A 17,369-nucleotide genomic window follows, 5' to 3' on the forward strand; every position below is an offset into this window, starting at 1 on the left:
CCGGCACCCGGCCGGTCCAGGTCCGGATCAGGAGTTCCTTCGATGACCACAATGACCGCGCGCGGCTCGCGGCGGCGCACCCCGGGGGCGGTGCGACGCGGCCTGCGCCGGAACCTGACGGCGTACGGGTTCCTCTGCGGGGCGCTGATCTGCTTCGGCTTCTTCTCCTGGTACCCGATGGTGCGGGAGTTCCTCCTCAGCTTCCAGAAGACCAACTTCGTCGGGCCGCCCGAGTGGGTCGGCCTGCAGAACTTCCAGACGGTGATCGAGGACTCGGCGTTCGCCCAGGCGTGGATCAACACCGCCGCGTTCACCGGCCTCGCCCTGGTCATCGGGTACGCCATCCCGTTCGTCGTGGCGATCGTGCTGAACGAGCTGCGGCACGCCAAGGGCTACCTCCGGTTCGTCGTCTACCTGCCCGTGATGCTGCCTCCGGCCGTCGCGGTGCTGCTGTTCAAGTGGTTCTACGACCCGGGGCCCGGCCTGTTCAACCAGATCCTCAGCACGGTGAACCTGCCCACGCTGAGCTGGCTGGACTCCACGAGCACCGCCCTGATCTCGCTGGTGCTGGTCTCCACCTGGATGAACCTCGGCACCGGCACGCTGATCTACCTCGCCGCGCTGCAGAGCATCCCGAGCGAGCTGTACGAGGCGGCGGAGCTGGACGGCGCGAGTCTGCTCAGGCGGGTGTGGCACGTCACCATCCCGCAGACCAAGCTCATCCTGCTGGTGATGCTGCTGCTGCAGATCGTCGCCACCATGCAGGTGTTCATCGAGCCCTACCTCCTCACCGGAGGCGGCCCGGAGGACGCGACGGTCACCGTCGTCTACCTGATGTACCAGTACGCCTTCAGCTTCGGGAACTTCGGCGGCGGCGGCGCGCTCGGCCTCATGCTCATGATCGTTCTGATGGTCTTCTCGGCCATCTACCTGCGTGTCTCGCGGGACAACCAGACCTAGGAGGGGGGCCGACCGATGTCGCACACAGTTCAGTCGTCGGGCACCGGCGTCCGGCCGGACCGGCCGCTCCGGGCCGTCCCGCCGCGCGGGGACGGCGGCGGGGCCTCCCGCCGCCGGCCGCGCAGGAACAAGGCCCTGGAGCGCCGCGAGTTCCGCGGGCTGGTCTCGCCGCACTCGCTGAACACGCCGCGCGGGCGGATCATCTACTGGATCGTGCTCGTCACGATCGTGGTGTTCTTCACCGCGATCTTCGTGTTCCCGCTGTACTGGATGGCCACCGGGGCGCTGAAGTCGTCGGAGGAGATCGCCCAGATCCCGCCCACGTTCTTCCCCACGTCGATCGACTTCTCGGTCTACGCGGAGGCCTGGGACCAGCTCGAACTGGGCACGTTCCTGCTCAACACGGTCATCTACGCGGGCGGCGCCTGGCTGTTCACGCTCGCCATCGACGTCACCGCCGCCTACGCGCTGTCGAAACTGCGCCCGGTGCTCGGCAAGGTCGTGCTGGCGCTGATGCTGTCGACCCTGATGATCCCGCCGATGGTGATCCTGCTGCCGGCCTACCTGACGGTCAAGGAACTGCCGATCCTCGGCTGGAACCTGCTGAACACCCCCTGGGTGATCTGGCTGCCCGCCGCCGCGAACGGGTTCTTCATCTTCCTGCTCAAGCGCTTCTTCGACTCCATCCCCCGGGAGCTGCTGGAGGCCGCCCAGATCGACGGCGCCGGCTCCGTCCGGATCCTGTGGTCGGTCGTTCTGCCGATCTCGCGGCCGATCATAGGCGTCGTCTCCATCCTCGCGGTGGTGTCGGTGTGGAAGGACTTCGTCTGGCCGCTGCTCGTGCTGCCGGACGGCGAGAAGATGCCGATCAGCGTCGGCATCGCCTCGCTGGCGGCTCAGATGCCGCAGAACGTGCTCATGGCCGCGCTGGTGATCGCCAGCATCCCGGCCATCGTGGTCTTCTTCGTCTTCCAGCGCAGCATCATGGCCGGTCTCACGGCCGGAAGCCTCAAGGGATGACCCGGCGCGGGCCGCACCCACCGAACCGCGCGAGCCGCACCACCCAGCGGCGCGAGCCGTACATCGAATCCTAAGGAGAGACTCCAGCATGTCCGAAACGTGGTGGCGGGGAGCCGCGATCTACCAGGTCTACCTGCGCAGCTTCGCCGACGGCAACGGCGACGGCATCGGTGACCTGGCGGGGCTGCGGGCTCGTCTGCCCTACCTCTCCGAGCTGGGTATCGACGCGATCTGGCTCAATCCCTGGTATCCCTCGCCGATGGCCGACGGCGGCTACGACGTCGCCAACTACCGCGACATCGAGCCGACGTTCGGCACCCTGGCGGAGGCGGAGGTCTTCATCCAGGAGGCGCACGCCGTGGGGATCAAGACGATCATCGACGTCGTGCCCAACCACGGGTCGGACCAGCAGGAGTGGTTCGTCCAGGCCGTCGCGGCCGGACCGGGCTCCCCCGAGCGCGACCGGTTCTGGTTCGCCGACGGCCGGGGCGACCTGCCGCCCAACGACTGGAAGTCGATCTTCGGCGGTCCCGCGTGGACCCGGGTGCCCGACGGGCAGTGGTACCTGCACCTGTTCGCGCCCGAGCAGCCCGACTTCAACTGGAGCAACCCCGAGGTCGCCGAGGAGTTCCACGACGTCCTGCGCTTCTGGTTCGACCGGGGCGTGGACGGCATCCGCATCGACTCCGCGGCCGTGCTGATCAAGGACTTCACCAGCGTCGAGGAGTCCTACACCGACCACGACGGCGTGCACGACATCTACCGCGGCTGGCGGCGGGTCGCCGAGGAGTACGACAACCGGCTGCTGGTCGGCGAGGTGTGGCTGCCCGACCAGGAGCGCTTCGCGCTCTACCTGCGCTCGGACGAGCTGCACACGGCCTTCAACTTCGACTTCCTGGCCTGCCCGTGGGACCCGACCGCGCTGCGCAAGTCGATCGACACCACGCTCGCCACCCACCTGCCGGTGGGGGCGCCGCCCACGTGGGTGCTGTCCAACCACGACGTGACCCGGCCGGTGACCAAGTACGGCAGGCAGGACACCTCCTTCGACCACGCCGACCGCAAGCACGGCATGCCGTCCGACCCCGTGCTCGGCGTGCGGCGGGCCCGGGCCGCGGCGCTGCTGGCCATGGCCCTTCCCGGCAGCGTCTACGTCTACCAGGGCGAGGAGCTCGGCCTGCCCGAGGTCGAGGACCTGCCCGACCACCTGCGCCAGGACCCGATCTGGACCCGCTCGGGCCACACCGACCCGGGCCGGGACGGCTGCCGGGTGCCGCTGCCGTGGTCGGGCTCCGCGCCGCCGTTCGGCTACAGCACCGGCGAGCCGTGGCTGCCGCAGCCCGCCGACTGGGGCACGCTGACCGCCGAGGCGCAGAAGGCCGACCCGGGCTCCATGCTGCACCTGTACCGGGCCGGCCTGCGCATCCGCGGGGAGCAGCTCGGCGACGGCACGCTGCGCTGGCTGGACGTGCCCGAGGGCGTGCTCGCCTTCACACGCGACTCCGGGCTCACCTGCGTGGTCAACCTCACCCCCGACCCGGTGCCGCTGCCCGCGCACACCGAGGTCCTGCTGGCCAGCGGCCCGCTGGACGGCGACCTGCTGCCCTCCGACACCACCGCCTGGATCCGCACCGGCTGATCCCGCCGTCGGAGCCACGCCCTCGGCCGCGGGCACGCCGCCCGCGGCCAGGTCACCGCCCTCCCCGAGCGGCCGAGGCCCGGACCCCCGACGCACGGGGGCCCGCGCCCGGTGACGGACGTACGGCTCGCGCCCCTGGACGCGGGGCGCGAGCCGTACCCGTTTCGCCAGGCCGCCTCACGGTGACCCCGCCGCGTCCCCGGCCGGTTCCGGCTCCGCGAGCAGCCGCTTCCAGCCCCGCTCGACCGAGGCGCGGCACCTGCCGGGCTCGTCTCCCGCGCTGACGAACAGCGCGGCGAGCATGGGGGCGCAGTGGTCGAGCGTCTGGCGGGGCAGGGGGCCGTTGGCGACCAGCGAGACGAGCCCGTGGCCGATGGCCCAGCTCTGGATCGCCAGCTCCAGCGGGTCGACGCCCGCGCCGAAGCGGCCGGCGTCCCTGGCCCGCCGCACGGCCTGGACCAGATGCTCCAGGGTCGCGTCCGCGGCCGTGAGGTCTTCGAGGTCGAAGCTCGCGTCGAACATCACCCGGTACAGGTCGGGGTGGTCCAGGGCGTTGCCGAGATAGCCGGCGACCAGCACGGTCAGATCCTCGACCGGGTCGCCGGAGCCGGTCACCGTCGCGAACCTCGCGGCCAGGCGGGTGAAGCCCTCCTGCCGCAGCGCCTTCCACACCCCGTCCATGCCGCCGAAGTAGGTGTAGACGCACATCGTGGACATCCCGGTGCCGGCCACCAGCGAGCGCAGGGTGATGGGCTCGCGGGTGCGGAGCATCTGGGCGGCCCGTTCGATGAGCAGGATGCGGACCGCCGGATCCTTCGTCCTCGCCATGGCGCTCAGAATACATAGCATTGCATTGTTATGGTTTGACCGCGCGGCGCCGCCGATCACCCGGTCGGCCGCGACTACGCCCGGCCCCACGGGTCGGACGGCCGGGTGAGCCGCGCCTTTGCGAGCCGACCGGCCCTCAGGGGCCGAACAGGCCGGTCTCGCGGCCGTCCTCGCCGGCGGGCCCCGGCTCGCCGGCCAGCAGGGTGTAGTACTCCTCGCCGAGGACCGGCTGCCCCACGTCGTTGGACAGGGCGAAGTAGCCGCCGCTGACGCTGAGCTGCGTGCGGTGCGCGCGCAGCGCGGCGATCTTGGCCTCGACGTGCGCGGTGGCGTCGACGCGCGTGGTGACCTGCTCGTCGGGGACGCCGAAGCCGAACTCCTCGACCGTCGCCAGCCGTTTGAACGGCCCGGTGTCCACGGCCCGCGCGAGCACCGACAGCGGCATGGCGGTCGCGTAGAACCTGGACGGCGTCCACGGCTCCTCCTCGCCGAAGGACGGGTCGCCCGCCTTCTCGAAGGCCCGCCACGCCACCCGGTGCGCCTGGATGTGGTCGGGGTGGCCGTAGTAGCCGTTGTCGTCGTACGTCACCACGACCTGCGGCCGCACCTCCCTGATGACGCCGACCAGCTCCGCGGCGGCGAGGTCGAGGTCGGCCTGCCAGAAGCAGGCGGGGTCGTCGTTGGTGGGCGCGCCCATCATGCCGGAGTCGCGCCAGCGCCCCGCGCCGCCGAGGAACCGGTGGTCGTGCACGCCGAGGGCCGCGCAGGCGCGGGCCAGCTCGCCGACGCGGTACTGGCCGAGCCGGTCGTCGCGGTCGGCGCCGAGGTGCCGCAGCTCGGAGGGGATCACGTCGCCCTCCTCGCCGCGGGTGCAGGTGACCAGCACCACGTGCGCCCCCTCGGCCGCGTACCTGGCCATGGTGGCGCCGGTGCCGATCGACTCGTCGTCGGGATGGGCGTGGACGAACAGGATCCGCCGCTCGGACGTCATGCCCCCGCCTGCCTTTCGCTGTGTGATTACCCCCGCGGGACCGTCGCCGGGAAACCCGCTACCCGAATCTTGCCCTGCCCCGCGGCCCCGGCGCACCGGAAGCGGCCGGTGGGGCCCCTGGTGGCTGCGCCGAGGCCGGCGCGGGACCGGACTCCCATGAGGTCTAGCGGACCGAGGCTACCGGGCGGACCTTGGCGGGCGCCGTGGAGCCGCGGACGACCAGCTCGGGCTCGAACAGCAGCTCCTCGGCCGTCACGGTGGCGCCCTCTATCTGGCTGACCAGCAGCGTGACCGCCGTGCGTCCCATGGCCTCGATCGGCTGCCGGACGGTGGTCAGCGGCGGGTTGGTGCAGTTCATGAACGCCGAGTCGTCGAAGCCGACCACCGAGACGTCCTCGGGCACCGACATGCCGACCCGGCGCACCGCGCGGATGGCCCCGAGGGCGAGCGGGTCGCTGGCGCAGATCACGCCCGTGACGCCCTTCCTCAGCAGCCTGCTGACGACGGCCTGGCCCCCCTCGGGGGAGAACAGCGTGCGCTCCACGAACTCCGGCTCCACCCCGAGGCCGGCCTTCTTCGCCGAGGCGACGAACGCCGCGAGCTTGCGCCGGGACGGGATGTGGTCCTCCGGGCCGAGCACCAGGCCGATGCGCTCGTGGCCGAGCGAGGTGAGGTGGCCGAACGCCTGCTCGACCGCGACGGCGTCGTCGGTGGACACCCGGGGGAACTCCAGGCTGTCGGTGGCGGCGTTGACCAGCACGACGGGCAGCCGCAGCTCCAGCAGGCGGTGGTAGTGCTCGTGCGGCGCGTCGGCCTCGGCGTAGTGGCCGCCGGCGAACACCACCCCGGAGACCTGCTGCTCCAGCAGCATCTCGACGTAGTCGGACTCCGACAGACCGCCCGCGGTGCGCGTGCACAGCACCGGCGTGAACCCCTGCTGGGCGAGCGCGCCGCCGACGACCTCGGCCAGCGCCGGGAAGATCGGATTGCCCAGCTCGGGCAGCACGAGGCCCACCAGCCGGGCACGCTCGCCCCGCAGCTGGGTGGGGCGCTCGTAGCCCAGCACGTCGAGCGCCGTCAGCACGGCCGCGCGGGTGGCGTCGGCCACCCCGGGTTTGCCGTTCAGCACCCGGCTCACCGTGGCTTCGCTGACGCCGACCTTCTTCGCAACTTCCGCGAGTCGCCGAGTCACGGCGTAATCATAAGGCAGCGGACTGCAAACCGCTTACATCTCAGCCGTTCATCATGAAATCAGACGACATCGTGATCGGCCGGATCACACCTTCCAGAGGTGACGGGCCCTCGACTCGCCTTCGAATTGCCGCGGTCATTCGGCGCGACCGGCCGGCGATGCACCGTTCCCACCTCGTGTTTGCCGGAGCCCTCTCCGGCCGGCGGTGGCGTGCGCCGCGAATGCTGAAACTTGCAGGGGTTTACACAGATTTGCAACTACAAGCAGTGACGCCTGTCATGGCCACCTCACAGAGCGTCGCCGGGCCCGGTGATGACGGCGACGACGCGGGTGCCGGGCGCGAAAGCCCCCCGCGCGGCCAGCGCGAAAACGCCGTACATCATCTTGCCGACGTACACCCGGTCGAGCGCGACGCCGTGCCGCTCCCCGAAGTCGCGGACGAACGCGTCCAGCTCGGGGGTGCTCCTGGCGTAGCCGCCGAAGTGGAAGCCGCACTCCAGCGCCCAGTCCCCGCGCACCCGGCCGAACGCCTCGCGCTGCAGGCGCTCGACCTCCTCCGCCAGGAACCCGCCGCCCTTCAGCACCGGGAACCCGATCGCCCGGGCCCCGGGCGGCAGCCCGCCCGCGACGCCCGCGATCGTGCCGCCGGTGCCGCAGGCGCAGCAGACCACGTCGAACCCGGGCGCTCCCCCGCCGGGGCCCCGCGCGCCCGCGGTCTGCGCCACCAGCTCGGCGGGCAGCTCGGCGCAGCCCAGAACCCCCTGGACGTTGCTGCCGCCCTCGGGCAGCAGGTAGAAGTCGCCCCACCGGTCGCGCAGCCGCGAGAGCAGCTCGGGGTCGCGTTTGGCGCGGTAGGCGGCGCGGTCGAGGTAGGTCAGGCGCATGCCGCGCGCCGCCGCGTACGCCAGGGACGGGTTGAGCGGCGTGTGCTCCTCGCCGCGGATCACGCCGATCGTCGCGAACCCGAAGAGGCGCCCGGCGGCGGCGGTCGCGCGGATGTGGTTGGAGTAGGCGCCGCCGAAGGTGAGCAGCGTGCGCCTGCCCTGCCTGGCCGCCTCTGCGAGGTTGCGCTCCAGCTTGCGCCACTTGTTGCCCGGCAGCTCGGGGTGGAGGAGGTCGTCCCGTTTGACCAGCAGCCGTACGCCGCCGAGCCGCTCGTCGTGGATCTCCTCCAGAGGGCTCGGCAGCAGGGCGGGGGTGCGCACGCCGTCGTCCACAGGCACCAGCCTGGCACGCCGGGGCCGCGCGGCGGGTCGGTAGGCTACGAGCCCGCCCCCGAACCAGAGGAGATCTGCGTCATGCGCGTCGCCGAAGCCTTCCAGGCGGCCTTCGGCCACGAACCCGAGGGAACGTGGCACGCCCCCGGGCGGGTCAACCTCATCGGCGAGCACACCGACTACAACAACGGCTTCGTGCTCCCCTTCGCGGTGCCCTGGGGGGTCACGACCGCCGTCCGCCGCCGCACCGACGGCACGGTCAGGCTGCTGTCCCTCCAGGCGTCCGGCGGTCCGCAGGTGATCACCGAGCTCGACCGGGCGCAGGGCTGGGCGCGGTACGCGGCGGGCGTCCTGTGGGCGTTCGAGCGGGCCGGGCACGCCGTGGGCGGCGCCGACATCGCGATCGACGGCGACGTGCCGCAGGGGGCGGGCCTGTCCTCCAGCGCCGCGCTGGAGGTCTCCGTCGCCACGGCCCTGAACGACCTGCACGGCCTGGGCGTCTCCCCGATCGACCTGGCCCTGCTGGCGCAGAAGGCCGAGAACGACTTCGTCGGCATGCCCTGCGGCATCATGGACCAGGCGGCCTCCGCCCTGTGCGAGGAGGGGCACGCGCTCTTCCTCGACTGCCGCAGCCTGGGCACCCGCGCCGTCCCGCTCGACCTCGCGGCCGAGGGCCTGGAGCTGATGATCATCGACACCGGCGTGCACCACGAGCTGGCCGACGGCCAGTACGCCCGGCGCCGCGCCGACTGCGAGGGCGCCGCCGAGCGCCTGGGTGTCGAGTCCCTGCGCGACGTCACCGATCTGGCCGCCGCGCTGTCGGTGCTGGAGGGCGACGAGCGCAAGCGCACCCAGCACGTGGTCACCGAGAACCACCGGGTGGAGGCCCTGATCGGCCTGCTGCGGGCGGGCGCGGCCCGCGAGATCGGCGCCCTGCTGAACGCCTCCCACCTGTCGCTGCGCGACCAGTTCGAGGTCTCCTGCCCCGAGCTCGACGTGGCGGTGGAGTCGGCCCTGCGCGGCGGTGCGCGCGGCGCCCGCATGACCGGGGGCGGGTTCGGCGGCTCCGCCATCGCCCTGGTGCCCGCCGGCGGCGCCGGCCGGGTCCGCCAGGAGGTCGAGCAGGCCTACGAGCGGCACGGCTGGGCGGCGCCGCGTGTCTTCCCCGAGGTCACCCCCGCCCCCGGCGCCCGCCGCCTCACCTGACGCACCGCCGCCTCACCGGCGACCCCGACGGCCGTCCCCGCCGAGAGGCGGGGTGCCCGCCGGCGGGCCGGTGGCGGGGCCGGCGGGCAGGGCGCACATGACGACGCCGCCCACCGGGGGCACGCGCGTGTCGCGGCGCCGGCGGTGGGCGGGTGAGGAAACGTGTGGGGTCCGGCGGTCGTCCGGCGGATCGCCGCGCTAGTCGCGGGCGACCAGGACGCGCAGGCCGGGGTCGGTCGAGGGGTTCGGGGCCACGGAGAAGCGCATGGCGAGGCCGCTGGCCTGCAGGACACGCTTGACCGGTGATGACGGGGCCAGGAGGCGGACCGCGCCCCCCAGAACGGTGGAGCGGCGGCGTGCGGCCATAAGGGCTCCCAGGCCGCTGGCGTCCATGAAGGTGACGCCGGAAAGGTCGACGACGAGGTGGACCCGGGGATGCTGGAGCACGGCGAGCAGCCGTTCTCGCAGCAGGCCGGAGGTGGAGATGTCGACGTCCCCGCTCACCCGGCACAACGTCGACTTCGACTGCGCGATCACGATCAGGTCCATACGGACCTCCTATCGATGAACGCCGGGACCGCTCGCACGATGTGCGAGCCGTCCCTCACGCGTCCGTCAGGTCGAGGTGGGGTGGCCACCTCGTGGTGCCTCGCGGCGTGAAAGTCAGAGCGGACGAACCTGCTCTGCCTGGGGGCCCTTCGGGCCACGCGTCGTGGTGAAGTCGACGCGCTGGTTCTCTTCCAGCGTGCGGTAGCCGCTGGAGTCGATGGCGGAGAAGTGCACGAACACGTCGGCACTGCCGTCATCGGGAGCGATGAAACCGAAGCCCTTTTCGGCGTTGAACCACTTAACGGTTCCCTGAGCCATGTAACACAATCCCCTTACGAGACGATCTTCGAGAGCCCACGAACGTGGGATCCCGGTTGCTGCGTGCGACCGACCGCCCCTTGATAAGCCATTGGAAGGCACGTGCGCTTCGCGCGGTGGAACGCCCGCTGCCAGAACCTCACAGGCGCTACTGCGATGACGAACCTCCACTGCAACCGCCTCTCATTCAACACCATGAAGGCGCGTCATGGCCAACGCGGGGGGCGACTGGTCTCCGCGCCAATCGAACTCCCCCGTTGACAGCCTGAGAAACCTCCCGAGTTCGCGACACGGCGCGCGGCCGTGAAACACCTGGCAGAGGCGCCCTAGGCCAGTGGCGGGAAGGCCGGGGGGCGGCGCTCGACAAAGCTGGCTACGCCTTCGGCGAAGTCGGGGCGCCGGAAGGCTTCAAGCATGAGGCCGAAAGCGTCGGTGGCGGACGCCTCGAAAGATTTGTCCCAGTCGCCCCAGACTTGCCGCTTAATCACCGCCATCGACGCGGGCGAGCTGTGGACCGCCAGCTCGCGCGCGTAGGCCAGCGCCTCGTCCAGCAGCCGCTCCCCCGGCAGGACGCGGAGGGCGAGCCCCAGCTCGCCCGCCTCCGTCCCGGTGAACGTGCGGCCGGACAGCAGGATGTCCATGGCCCTGGCCTGGCCGATGAGCCGGGGCAGCAGCCACGCCATGCCGTACTCGGCGATGAGGCCGCGGCGCGCGAACGCCGTGGTCCACTTCGCGTCGGCCGCCGTGAAGACCAGGTCGCACGCCAGCGCGTGGATCATGCCGAGCCCGGCGCAGGCGCCGTTGACCGCCGCGATGACCGGCTTGCGGATCGTGGTGGCGTAGCTGGCGGGCCGCTTGTCCGGCTCCTCGTCGTAGGTGCCGTCCTGCAGCGCGCTCAGCGTGTCGAAGTCGGCCCCCGCGCAGAAGGCCCGGCCCGCGCCGGTGACCACGATCACCCGCACCTCGGGGTCGCGCTGGGCCTGCTCCAGCAGGTCGAAGTAGCGGCGGCCCATGGCGTCGGTCCAGGCGTTCATGCGGTCGGGCCGGTTGAGCGTCAAAGTCAGGACGCCCTCCGCCAGGGAGGACAGGACGAGCTCGGACATGGAGCCTCCAGGGGTTCGGGGTCACCGAACTATGTTCTACACCACCGCGCCCGGCCTGGTGAACGGCGGTCCGTCCGCGTACGGGTTCTCGCGACGGTGGTGGACGAAGGCCGGCCAGAGCCGGACGTCGTCGTAGTAGCGGTGGAAGACCGGCGTGGCCGCCCCCGACAGCGGGGGGACGATCCACGACCAGTCGGCCGGGCAGACCCGCCCCGAGCGCTCCTCACGCTCCAGGTGGGCCATGAAGCGGCGCGACTCGGTGTGGTGGTCGGTGATCGTCACCCCGGCCCGCGTGAACGAGTGCAGGACGGCGACGTTCAGCTCCACCAGCGCGTGGTCCTTCCACAGCGTGCGGTCGTCGGAGGTGTCCAGGCCCAGCCGGTCGGCCACGACCCGCAGCCGGTCGTAGCGGCCCTCGTCGGCGAGGTTCCTTGCTCCGATCTCGGTGCCCATGTACCAGCCGTTGAACGGCGCGCAGGGGTAGCAGACGCCGCCGATCTCCAGGCACATGTCGGAGACCGCCGGCACCGCGTGCCAGCGCAGGCCCAGCTCGGCGAACCACCCGTGGACCGGGTGGGTCAGCGGCACCTCCAGGACGGCGTCCCCGGGGACGGCGGCGAGCAGCGGCGGCCGTCCGCCCGCCTCGATCACCAGCGGCAGCACGTCGAAGGCGGTGCCCTCGCCGCCGGGCCACCCCAGGCGGCGAGCCGCGGCGGTGAGGCCGGCGCCGCGCGGGTCGCCGTTCACCGTCCCGTCCGGCCGCTCGTATCCGGCGTACCGGACGAGCTGCTCGTTCCAGATGCGCGGCCCGGGACGGCCCGGACGGTCCTGGGCGAAGACGGTGATGGTGGGACGGATCCTGCCCGTCCCGGTGGCCGCCCGGAGGTGCTCGACGCACTCCAGCGCCACGCCCTCGGCGCTCGCGACCGAGCGGCGGTCGCGCACGTGCAGCGACCTCCAGTAGAGGCGGCCGATGCACCGGCCGCTGTTGCGCCAGGCCACCCGCGCGCCGTAGGCAAGCTCCTCGGCGGTGTGGGTGTAGGTGCCGTGCCGGGCGATCTGCCCGAGCACCTCCCGCAGCCGCGGCTCCACCGGCCCCGCCGACCGGTTCTCGGCGTGGAACAGCCGCAGGAATCCCTCGGCCTCCGCCGCGTCGACGACGCCGGTCCCGGCGCCCCCGTGGCGCGCCGCCGGCTCGCCCGCGGGCCGTGGGCAGCCGGTCGCGCCGGATGCCCGCCCCGGCTCGTCGCCGGGCGACGTCCGCCTCTCCGCGACGCCCGGCGCCGCCTTCCCGCCGTCCACGCCGGGCATCGTGTGCCCGCGGGCCCCGGGTCGCTCAGGGAGCGAGACGGGCCGAGGGCCGGACACCGGACGTCGAGTTCTCCACCAGGCCAGCACGAAACGACCGCCGTAAGGTCCACGAGCGTCCGGCACCGTTCCGGCGGTGCGGGCGCCCTGACGCGTGGCGGCCCTGCCCGCCACGCCTGCATGATCCGCGGCCGCCGCGCCGTCGCACCCTCGGACCGCCACCGGTCACGGGGAGCGGCGGCGCGTGCGCGTGGCGCTACGAAGCGCGGCAGACCCACATCTTGGGCCATCGCGGATGATTTGTCGTGCCATATGACGGAAGAGGATGCCTTCGCCGGGCATGGCAGGTCGCCCCAAAACAGAACAGCCCCAGGGAGATCACCCTGGGGCCGTGGGACCAGCTCCCGCGATAGGACTCGAACCTATAACCTGCCGGTTAACAGCCGGCTGCTCTGCCGATTGAGCTACACGGGATCGCGCTGTGCGCCGCGGCTGGAGGGGCTCTGCCCTTCCTTGCGGCGCGGAACCAGGTTAGCGCATTCCGGGGGGTGCGTGTCGCACCCCGATCCATCGGACACCCCCGCAAACCGGTGCACGTCGCCCGACTTTCCCAAAGGTCCCCCGCGTGAGAACCATAACCGCGTCCAGTGAGGGTAGGGCACCTTGCAGAGCGGGGATGCCAGCGGGACGCGGAGGTGAAGGATGCGATATCGATTGACGTTCGCCGTGGGGATGGCCGTGGGCTATGTCCTCGGCAGCAGAGCCGGCCGTGAGCGGTATGAGCAGATCAAACGGCTCAGCCAGCGGGTGACCGACAATCCGATGGTCCAGCAGGCGGCGGGCCTCGCGGGCGCCCAGGCGTCCAAGGCCGCGGAGGTGACCCGGCACAAGCTCGGCGACGTGCTGGGTGACAGGGTGCCGTTCCTGCAGAGGAACGGCTGGCACGTCAGCCCGGACGACACGGGAACGGGGTGGCCGGAGACCCAGACCAACCGCGTCACCTGACGCGAAAGGCAAGGCGGCGGCCCGCGTGATCTACTCACACGCGGGCCGCCGCCTTTTCGCGCGCCGCCCGGCGGCGAGTGCTTGCCAGGCGCGGCGACCGGCGGCCGGGCGGAGACGTCGGACGGCGGGCGGAGACGGCGGGCGGGGACGTCGGACGGCGGGCGTCAGACCCCGAGGGTGCGGCGGAGCTGTTCGAGGACCTGCTCGGCGGCGGCGCGCAGCCCGGGGTCGTCGGCGTCCAGGCCGGGGTCGAACACCAGGTCCCACCGCGCCGTGTCCTGGCCGGGCACCCGGCGCGCGACCATGCGGACCCCGCCGTGGTCGCCGAGGCGCACGTGGCGGTTGACCAGGATCGAGGAGGTGACGCGCTCGCGCACCGCCTCCGGGACGCGCCCGGGGTCGGGCAGCGCCGCGCGCCACTCGGCGCCGTCGACCGCCACGACGTGCAGCCCCACCTCGTCCCACTGCGCCCGGTCGATGCGGTGCCATGGCAGCGGCTCCTCGCCCGGCAGGTACAGCGCGAGGTCGGTGGCCACCACGTAGCCGCCGCCGGGGGTCCGCGCGTGGACGAGCACCCGCTCACCAGAGGTGAGAGTGACGCCGGCCTCGGCGGGCAGGGCGCGGGAGCGCCAGGGAAATCGCATGGCTGAAAGCTACCCGCCGGGTGGCCGGGCCCGTCCGCCGCCGTCGCGCCGGCGTACCGCGGGCCCGTGCCGCGCCCGCCCGTGACCCTCACGGGAGCCACGGGCGGAGCGCGGGCCGCTCATTCGAGATAGTCGCGCAGCATCTGGGCCCGTGTCGGGTGGCGCAACTTGGCGAGCGTCTTGGACTCGATCTGCCGGATGCGCTCGCGTGTCACGCCGAACTCCCTGCCGACCTCCTCCAGCGTCCGCGGGTGGCCGTCGGCCAGCCCGAAGCGGAGCTGGATGATGCGCTGCTCGCGGTCGGACAGGGTGGCCAGGATGTCGTCGAGCTGGTCCTGCAGCATGATGAACGCCGCGGCCTCGATGGGGACCACCGCGTCGGCGTCCTCGATGAAGTCGCCGAGGTCGGAGTCCTCCTCGCCGATCGGCGACTGGAGAGAGACCGGCTCCTGGGCGATGCGCTGGATCTCCACCACGCGGTCCACGGGGAGGTCCATCTCCATCGCGATCTCTTCGGGAGCGGGCTCCCTGCCCAGGTCCTGGTGGAGCTGACGCTGCACCCGCACGAGCTTGTTGATCGTCTCGACCATGTGCACGGGAATGCGAATGGTCCGCGCCTGGTCGGCGATGGCCCTGGTGATCGCCTGGCGAATCCACCACGTCGCGTACGTCGAGAACTTATATCCCTTGGTGTAGTCGAATTTCTCGACCGCGCGGATGAGGCCCAGGTTGCCCTCCTGGATGAGATCCAGGAACAGCATTCCGCGCCCGACATAGCGTTTCGCGATCGAGACGACGAGCCGCAGGTTGGCCTCGATGAGACGTTGCTTGGCCCGGACGCCCTCCCAGACCAGCTCCTCGAACTCGGGCTTGACGACCCGCGCGCCGAGGTCGCACAGCTTGTCCTCGGCGAAGAGGCCGGCCTCGATGGCCTTGGCGAGCTCCACCTCCTCCTCGGCCGTCAGCAGCGGCACCCGTCCTATCTCGCGCAGATAGATTCGGACGAGATCGCTGGTCGGCGCGCGTTTGCCGACATCCTCCTCATCGGGTCGGACGGTGTCGTCGTCGCCCTGGGGCTCGAGCACCTCCACACCCTTTTCGGCGAGCATGCGCACGACGCGTTCCAGCGCGTCGGCCGGCAGCTCGGAGCGGTCGAGCGCGGCGGCCACGTCGTCGACGGTGACGCTCCCGCGCTCCCTTCCTCTCGCGACGAGATCCGCCACCTGGTCTACCGATGGCGGTCCGCTTGGCAGCACCGATGCACCCACGGAAGACAGTCTGCGGTATGGCGAGGATAAAAGGGCAGGCCTATTTTTGGCACGGAAGGTAAGGCCGAGACCATTACCGAATCGATATCAAAGTCGAGTTTGACGACTGTGAGCAGCGGATAGTAAAGATTATTACGCTCCGAGGGCGCGTTCTCTTAAGACCCGCCGTTGTTGTTCAAGGGCGACCAGTTCACCGAACAGCCGGTTGTACTCCTGCTGCTGCTCAACCGGGTTGAGCCGCTCCATGCGGGCCTTGATCTGGACGAGCGCGCGCGTGACCGCGACCTCGGCCAGCCGGGCGAGCACCGCGGCGCCGTAGCGCTCCTCGTTGGCCAGCTCCGACCGCAGGGGCTCGACCGCGAACCGGGTGGCCAGCGTGCGCAGGCCGGTGTCCTCGGTGGCCTTGAGCAGGAGGTCGACCCAGTCGCGCCCGCCGGGACCGCCCGCCACCGTGCCGCCCGCGGCGATGACGAGCTCGTACAGCGCGACGTGCTCGGGAGTGGTGAACGCCTGCGCGCCCAGGGCGTCGAACTCCGGGCCCATCAGGGCCGGGCGCTGCACCGCCAGCTTCAGCGCCTCGGACTCCACCCGGATCACGGGGTCGGCCGGATCGGGCGCGGGGCGCGCGGAGGCCCTGCCCCGGGCGCCGCCCGGTCGCCCGGACGGGCGCTCGCCGGCGGGACGGCCGCCTCCCGAGCGGGCGGCGACCTCCTGGATGCGCGCCAGCACCAGCCGCTCGTCCATGAACCCCAGCCAGCGGTCGAGGTCGACGGCGTACCTGCTGCGCAGCGCCGGGTCCTTGATGCCGGCCACGAGCGGCGCGGCGGCGTCGAGCGCGGCCAGGCGGCCCTCGTTGGAGTCGAGCTCGTAGCGGGAGATGACACTGCGGATGGCGAACGCGAACAGCGGCTCGCGGCTGGCCACCAGGTCGCGCACGGCGCCGTCGCCCCGCTTGACGCGCAGGTCGCAGGGGTCGAGGCCGTCGGGCTGCACGGCCACGAAGGTCTGCGTGACGAACTTCTGCTCGTCGGCGAAGGCGCGCAGCGCGGCCTTCTGCCCCGCCGAGTCGCCGTCGAAGGTGAAGACGACCTCGCCGCGGAACTCGGCCTGGTCGAGCAGGAGCCGCCGCAGGACCTTGATGTGCTCCTCGCCGAAGGACGTGCCGCAGGTGGCGACGGCCGTGGGAACGCCGGCCAGGTGGCAGGCCATCACGTCGGTGTACCCCTCGACGACGACGGCCTGCGAGCGCTTGGAGATCTCGCGCTTGGCGAGGTCGATGCCGTAGAGGACGGCGCCCTTCTTGTAGATGGGCGACTCGGGGGTGTTGAGGTACTTGGGGCCGTCGTCGCTTTCGAGCAGCTTGCGCGCCCCGAAGCCGATCACCTCGCCGGTGATGTCGCGGATCGGCCAGACCAGCCGGCCGCGGAAGCGGTCGACCGGCCCCCTGCGGCCCTCCCTGGCCAGGCCGCCCTTGATGAGCTCCTGGGTGGTGAAGCCCTTGGCCAGCAGGTGGCGGGCCAGGCGATCCCACTCGGCGGGGGCGTAGCCGACGCCGAAGCGCTCGGCGTCGACCCGCTCGAAGCCCCGCTCGGACAGGAACGCGCGCCCCGGCGCGGCCTCTGCCTCGGCCAGCAGGGAGGAGTAGAACTCGGCGGCGACCCGGTGGGCGTCGATCAGGCGGCTGCGCTCGCCGTGCTCGCGGCCCGGGACGTAGCCGCCCTGCTCGTAGCGGAGCTGGATGCCGGCCCGCTGCGCCAGCCGCTCGATGGCCTCGGTGAACGACAGGTGCTCCAGCTTGCGGACGAACGTGATGACGTCGCCGCCCTCGGCGCAGCCGAAGCAGTACCAGTAGCCGCGCGAGGGGGTGACGTTGAACGAGGGCGACTTCTCCTCGTGGAAGGGGCACAGGCCCTTGAGGTTGCCGCCGCCCGCGTTGCGAAGCTGGATGTGCTCCCCCACGACCTCGGCGATCGATGAGCGCTCCCGCACGAGCGCGATGTCCTCGTCACTGATCCGCCCTGCCACGCCGCGAGTCTACGGCTCCCCCGCGACAACCTGGGCGATCGCTGTCCACGATGGGGGATTTTCCGCGAATGGGTCATGGTGACGCTGGTGGTCGGT

General features: G+C 71.8%; 16 protein-coding genes and 1 tRNA gene. 5 read left to right on the top strand and 12 right to left on the bottom strand.

Annotated elements, in window-relative coordinates; all coding sequences use genetic code 11:
* The first annotated feature begins 42 nt into the window (after positions 1 to 42).
* From PYR91_RS05870 to PYR91_RS05880, 3 genes are all read left to right on the top strand, one after another.
* Positions 43 to 960, top strand: coding sequence for a sugar ABC transporter permease (locus tag PYR91_RS05870; RefSeq protein ID WP_279777996.1), 918 nt, complete (start codon positions 43 to 45; stop codon positions 958 to 960).
* Between the two features lie 15 nt (positions 961 to 975).
* Positions 976 to 1,980 carry a carbohydrate ABC transporter permease gene (locus PYR91_RS05875; RefSeq protein WP_279777997.1) on the top strand — a complete coding sequence of 335 codons (1,005 nt, stop codon included), beginning with the start codon at positions 976 to 978 and terminating at the stop codon, positions 1,978 to 1,980.
* An 88-nt stretch (positions 1,981 to 2,068) separates the two neighbouring features.
* On the top strand, positions 2,069 to 3,619 hold the full coding sequence (locus PYR91_RS05880; protein ID WP_279777998.1) for a glycoside hydrolase family 13 protein: 1,551 nt from the start codon (positions 2,069 to 2,071) through the stop codon (positions 3,617 to 3,619).
* A gap of 177 nt (positions 3,620 to 3,796) precedes the next feature.
* Here the strand turns inward: PYR91_RS05880 and PYR91_RS05885 are convergent, their stop codons facing one another.
* From PYR91_RS05885 to PYR91_RS05900, 4 genes are all read right to left on the bottom strand, one after another.
* Positions 3,797 to 4,447 carry a TetR/AcrR family transcriptional regulator gene (locus PYR91_RS05885; protein ID WP_279777999.1) on the bottom strand — a complete coding sequence of 217 codons (651 nt, stop codon included), beginning with the start codon at positions 4,445 to 4,447 and terminating at the stop codon, positions 3,797 to 3,799.
* A 136-nt stretch (positions 4,448 to 4,583) separates the two neighbouring features.
* Positions 4,584 to 5,438, bottom strand: coding sequence for an N-acetyl-1-D-myo-inositol-2-amino-2-deoxy-alpha-D-glucopyranoside deacetylase (gene mshB, locus PYR91_RS05890; RefSeq protein WP_279778000.1), 855 nt, complete (start codon positions 5,436 to 5,438; stop codon positions 4,584 to 4,586).
* A gap of 163 nt (positions 5,439 to 5,601) precedes the next feature.
* On the bottom strand, positions 5,602 to 6,630 hold the full coding sequence (locus tag PYR91_RS05895; protein ID WP_279778001.1) for a LacI family DNA-binding transcriptional regulator: 1,029 nt from the start codon (positions 6,628 to 6,630) through the stop codon (positions 5,602 to 5,604).
* 287 nt (positions 6,631 to 6,917) lie between these two features.
* A complete protein-coding gene (locus tag PYR91_RS05900) occupies positions 6,918 to 7,847 on the bottom strand; it encodes a pyridoxal-phosphate dependent enzyme (protein WP_279778002.1) in 930 nt (309 codons plus the stop codon).
* Positions 7,848 to 7,928: 81 nt separating this feature from the next.
* Between PYR91_RS05900 and galK the strand changes: the two genes are divergently transcribed.
* Entirely contained in the window at positions 7,929 to 9,053 is a 1,125-nt protein-coding gene (gene galK, locus PYR91_RS05905) for a galactokinase (protein WP_279778003.1), read from the top strand.
* A gap of 198 nt (positions 9,054 to 9,251) precedes the next feature.
* Here the strand turns inward: galK and PYR91_RS05910 are convergent, their stop codons facing one another.
* The 5 genes from PYR91_RS05910 to PYR91_RS05930 form a co-directional block, all read right to left on the bottom strand.
* Positions 9,252 to 9,602, bottom strand: a complete 351-nt coding sequence (locus PYR91_RS05910) for an STAS domain-containing protein (protein ID WP_279778004.1) — start codon at positions 9,600 to 9,602, stop codon at positions 9,252 to 9,254.
* 114 nt (positions 9,603 to 9,716) lie between these two features.
* Positions 9,717 to 9,920, bottom strand: a complete 204-nt coding sequence (locus PYR91_RS05915; RefSeq protein WP_279778006.1) for a cold-shock protein — start codon at positions 9,918 to 9,920, stop codon at positions 9,717 to 9,719.
* A 326-nt stretch (positions 9,921 to 10,246) separates the two neighbouring features.
* A complete protein-coding gene (locus PYR91_RS05920) occupies positions 10,247 to 11,023 on the bottom strand; it encodes an enoyl-CoA hydratase-related protein (RefSeq protein ID WP_279778007.1) in 777 nt (258 codons plus the stop codon).
* Positions 11,024 to 11,059: 36 nt separating this feature from the next.
* Entirely contained in the window at positions 11,060 to 12,325 is a 1,266-nt protein-coding gene (locus PYR91_RS05925; RefSeq protein WP_279778008.1) for a nitric oxide synthase oxygenase, read from the bottom strand.
* 407 nt (positions 12,326 to 12,732) lie between these two features.
* A tRNA-Asn gene (locus PYR91_RS05930) sits at positions 12,733 to 12,805 on the bottom strand.
* Between the two features lie 228 nt (positions 12,806 to 13,033).
* On the opposite strand from PYR91_RS05930, the gene PYR91_RS05935 reads away from it, so the two are divergent.
* Positions 13,034 to 13,336 (top strand): YtxH domain-containing protein, encoded by a 303-nt coding sequence (locus PYR91_RS05935; protein WP_279778009.1) that lies wholly within the window; start codon positions 13,034 to 13,036, stop codon positions 13,334 to 13,336.
* Between the two features lie 164 nt (positions 13,337 to 13,500).
* On the opposite strand, the gene PYR91_RS05940 is transcribed toward PYR91_RS05935, so the two are convergent.
* The 3 genes from PYR91_RS05940 to dnaG form a co-directional block, all read right to left on the bottom strand.
* Positions 13,501 to 13,980: a hypothetical protein gene (locus PYR91_RS05940; protein WP_279778010.1), complete on the bottom strand. Its 480-nt coding sequence runs from the start codon at positions 13,978 to 13,980 to the stop codon at positions 13,501 to 13,503.
* Positions 13,981 to 14,099: 119 nt separating this feature from the next.
* Positions 14,100 to 15,203 (bottom strand): RNA polymerase sigma factor RpoD, encoded by a 1,104-nt coding sequence (gene rpoD / locus PYR91_RS05945; RefSeq protein WP_279778011.1) that lies wholly within the window; start codon positions 15,201 to 15,203, stop codon positions 14,100 to 14,102.
* A gap of 177 nt (positions 15,204 to 15,380) precedes the next feature.
* Positions 15,381 to 17,273, bottom strand: a complete 1,893-nt coding sequence (dnaG, locus tag PYR91_RS05950) for a DNA primase (protein WP_279778012.1) — start codon at positions 17,271 to 17,273, stop codon at positions 15,381 to 15,383.
* Between the last annotated feature and the right edge of the window lie 96 nt (positions 17,274 to 17,369).

This window comes from Sphaerisporangium sp. TRM90804 (assembly GCF_029846175.1).
Classification (GTDB): domain Bacteria; phylum Actinomycetota; class Actinomycetes; order Streptosporangiales; family Streptosporangiaceae; genus Sphaerisporangium.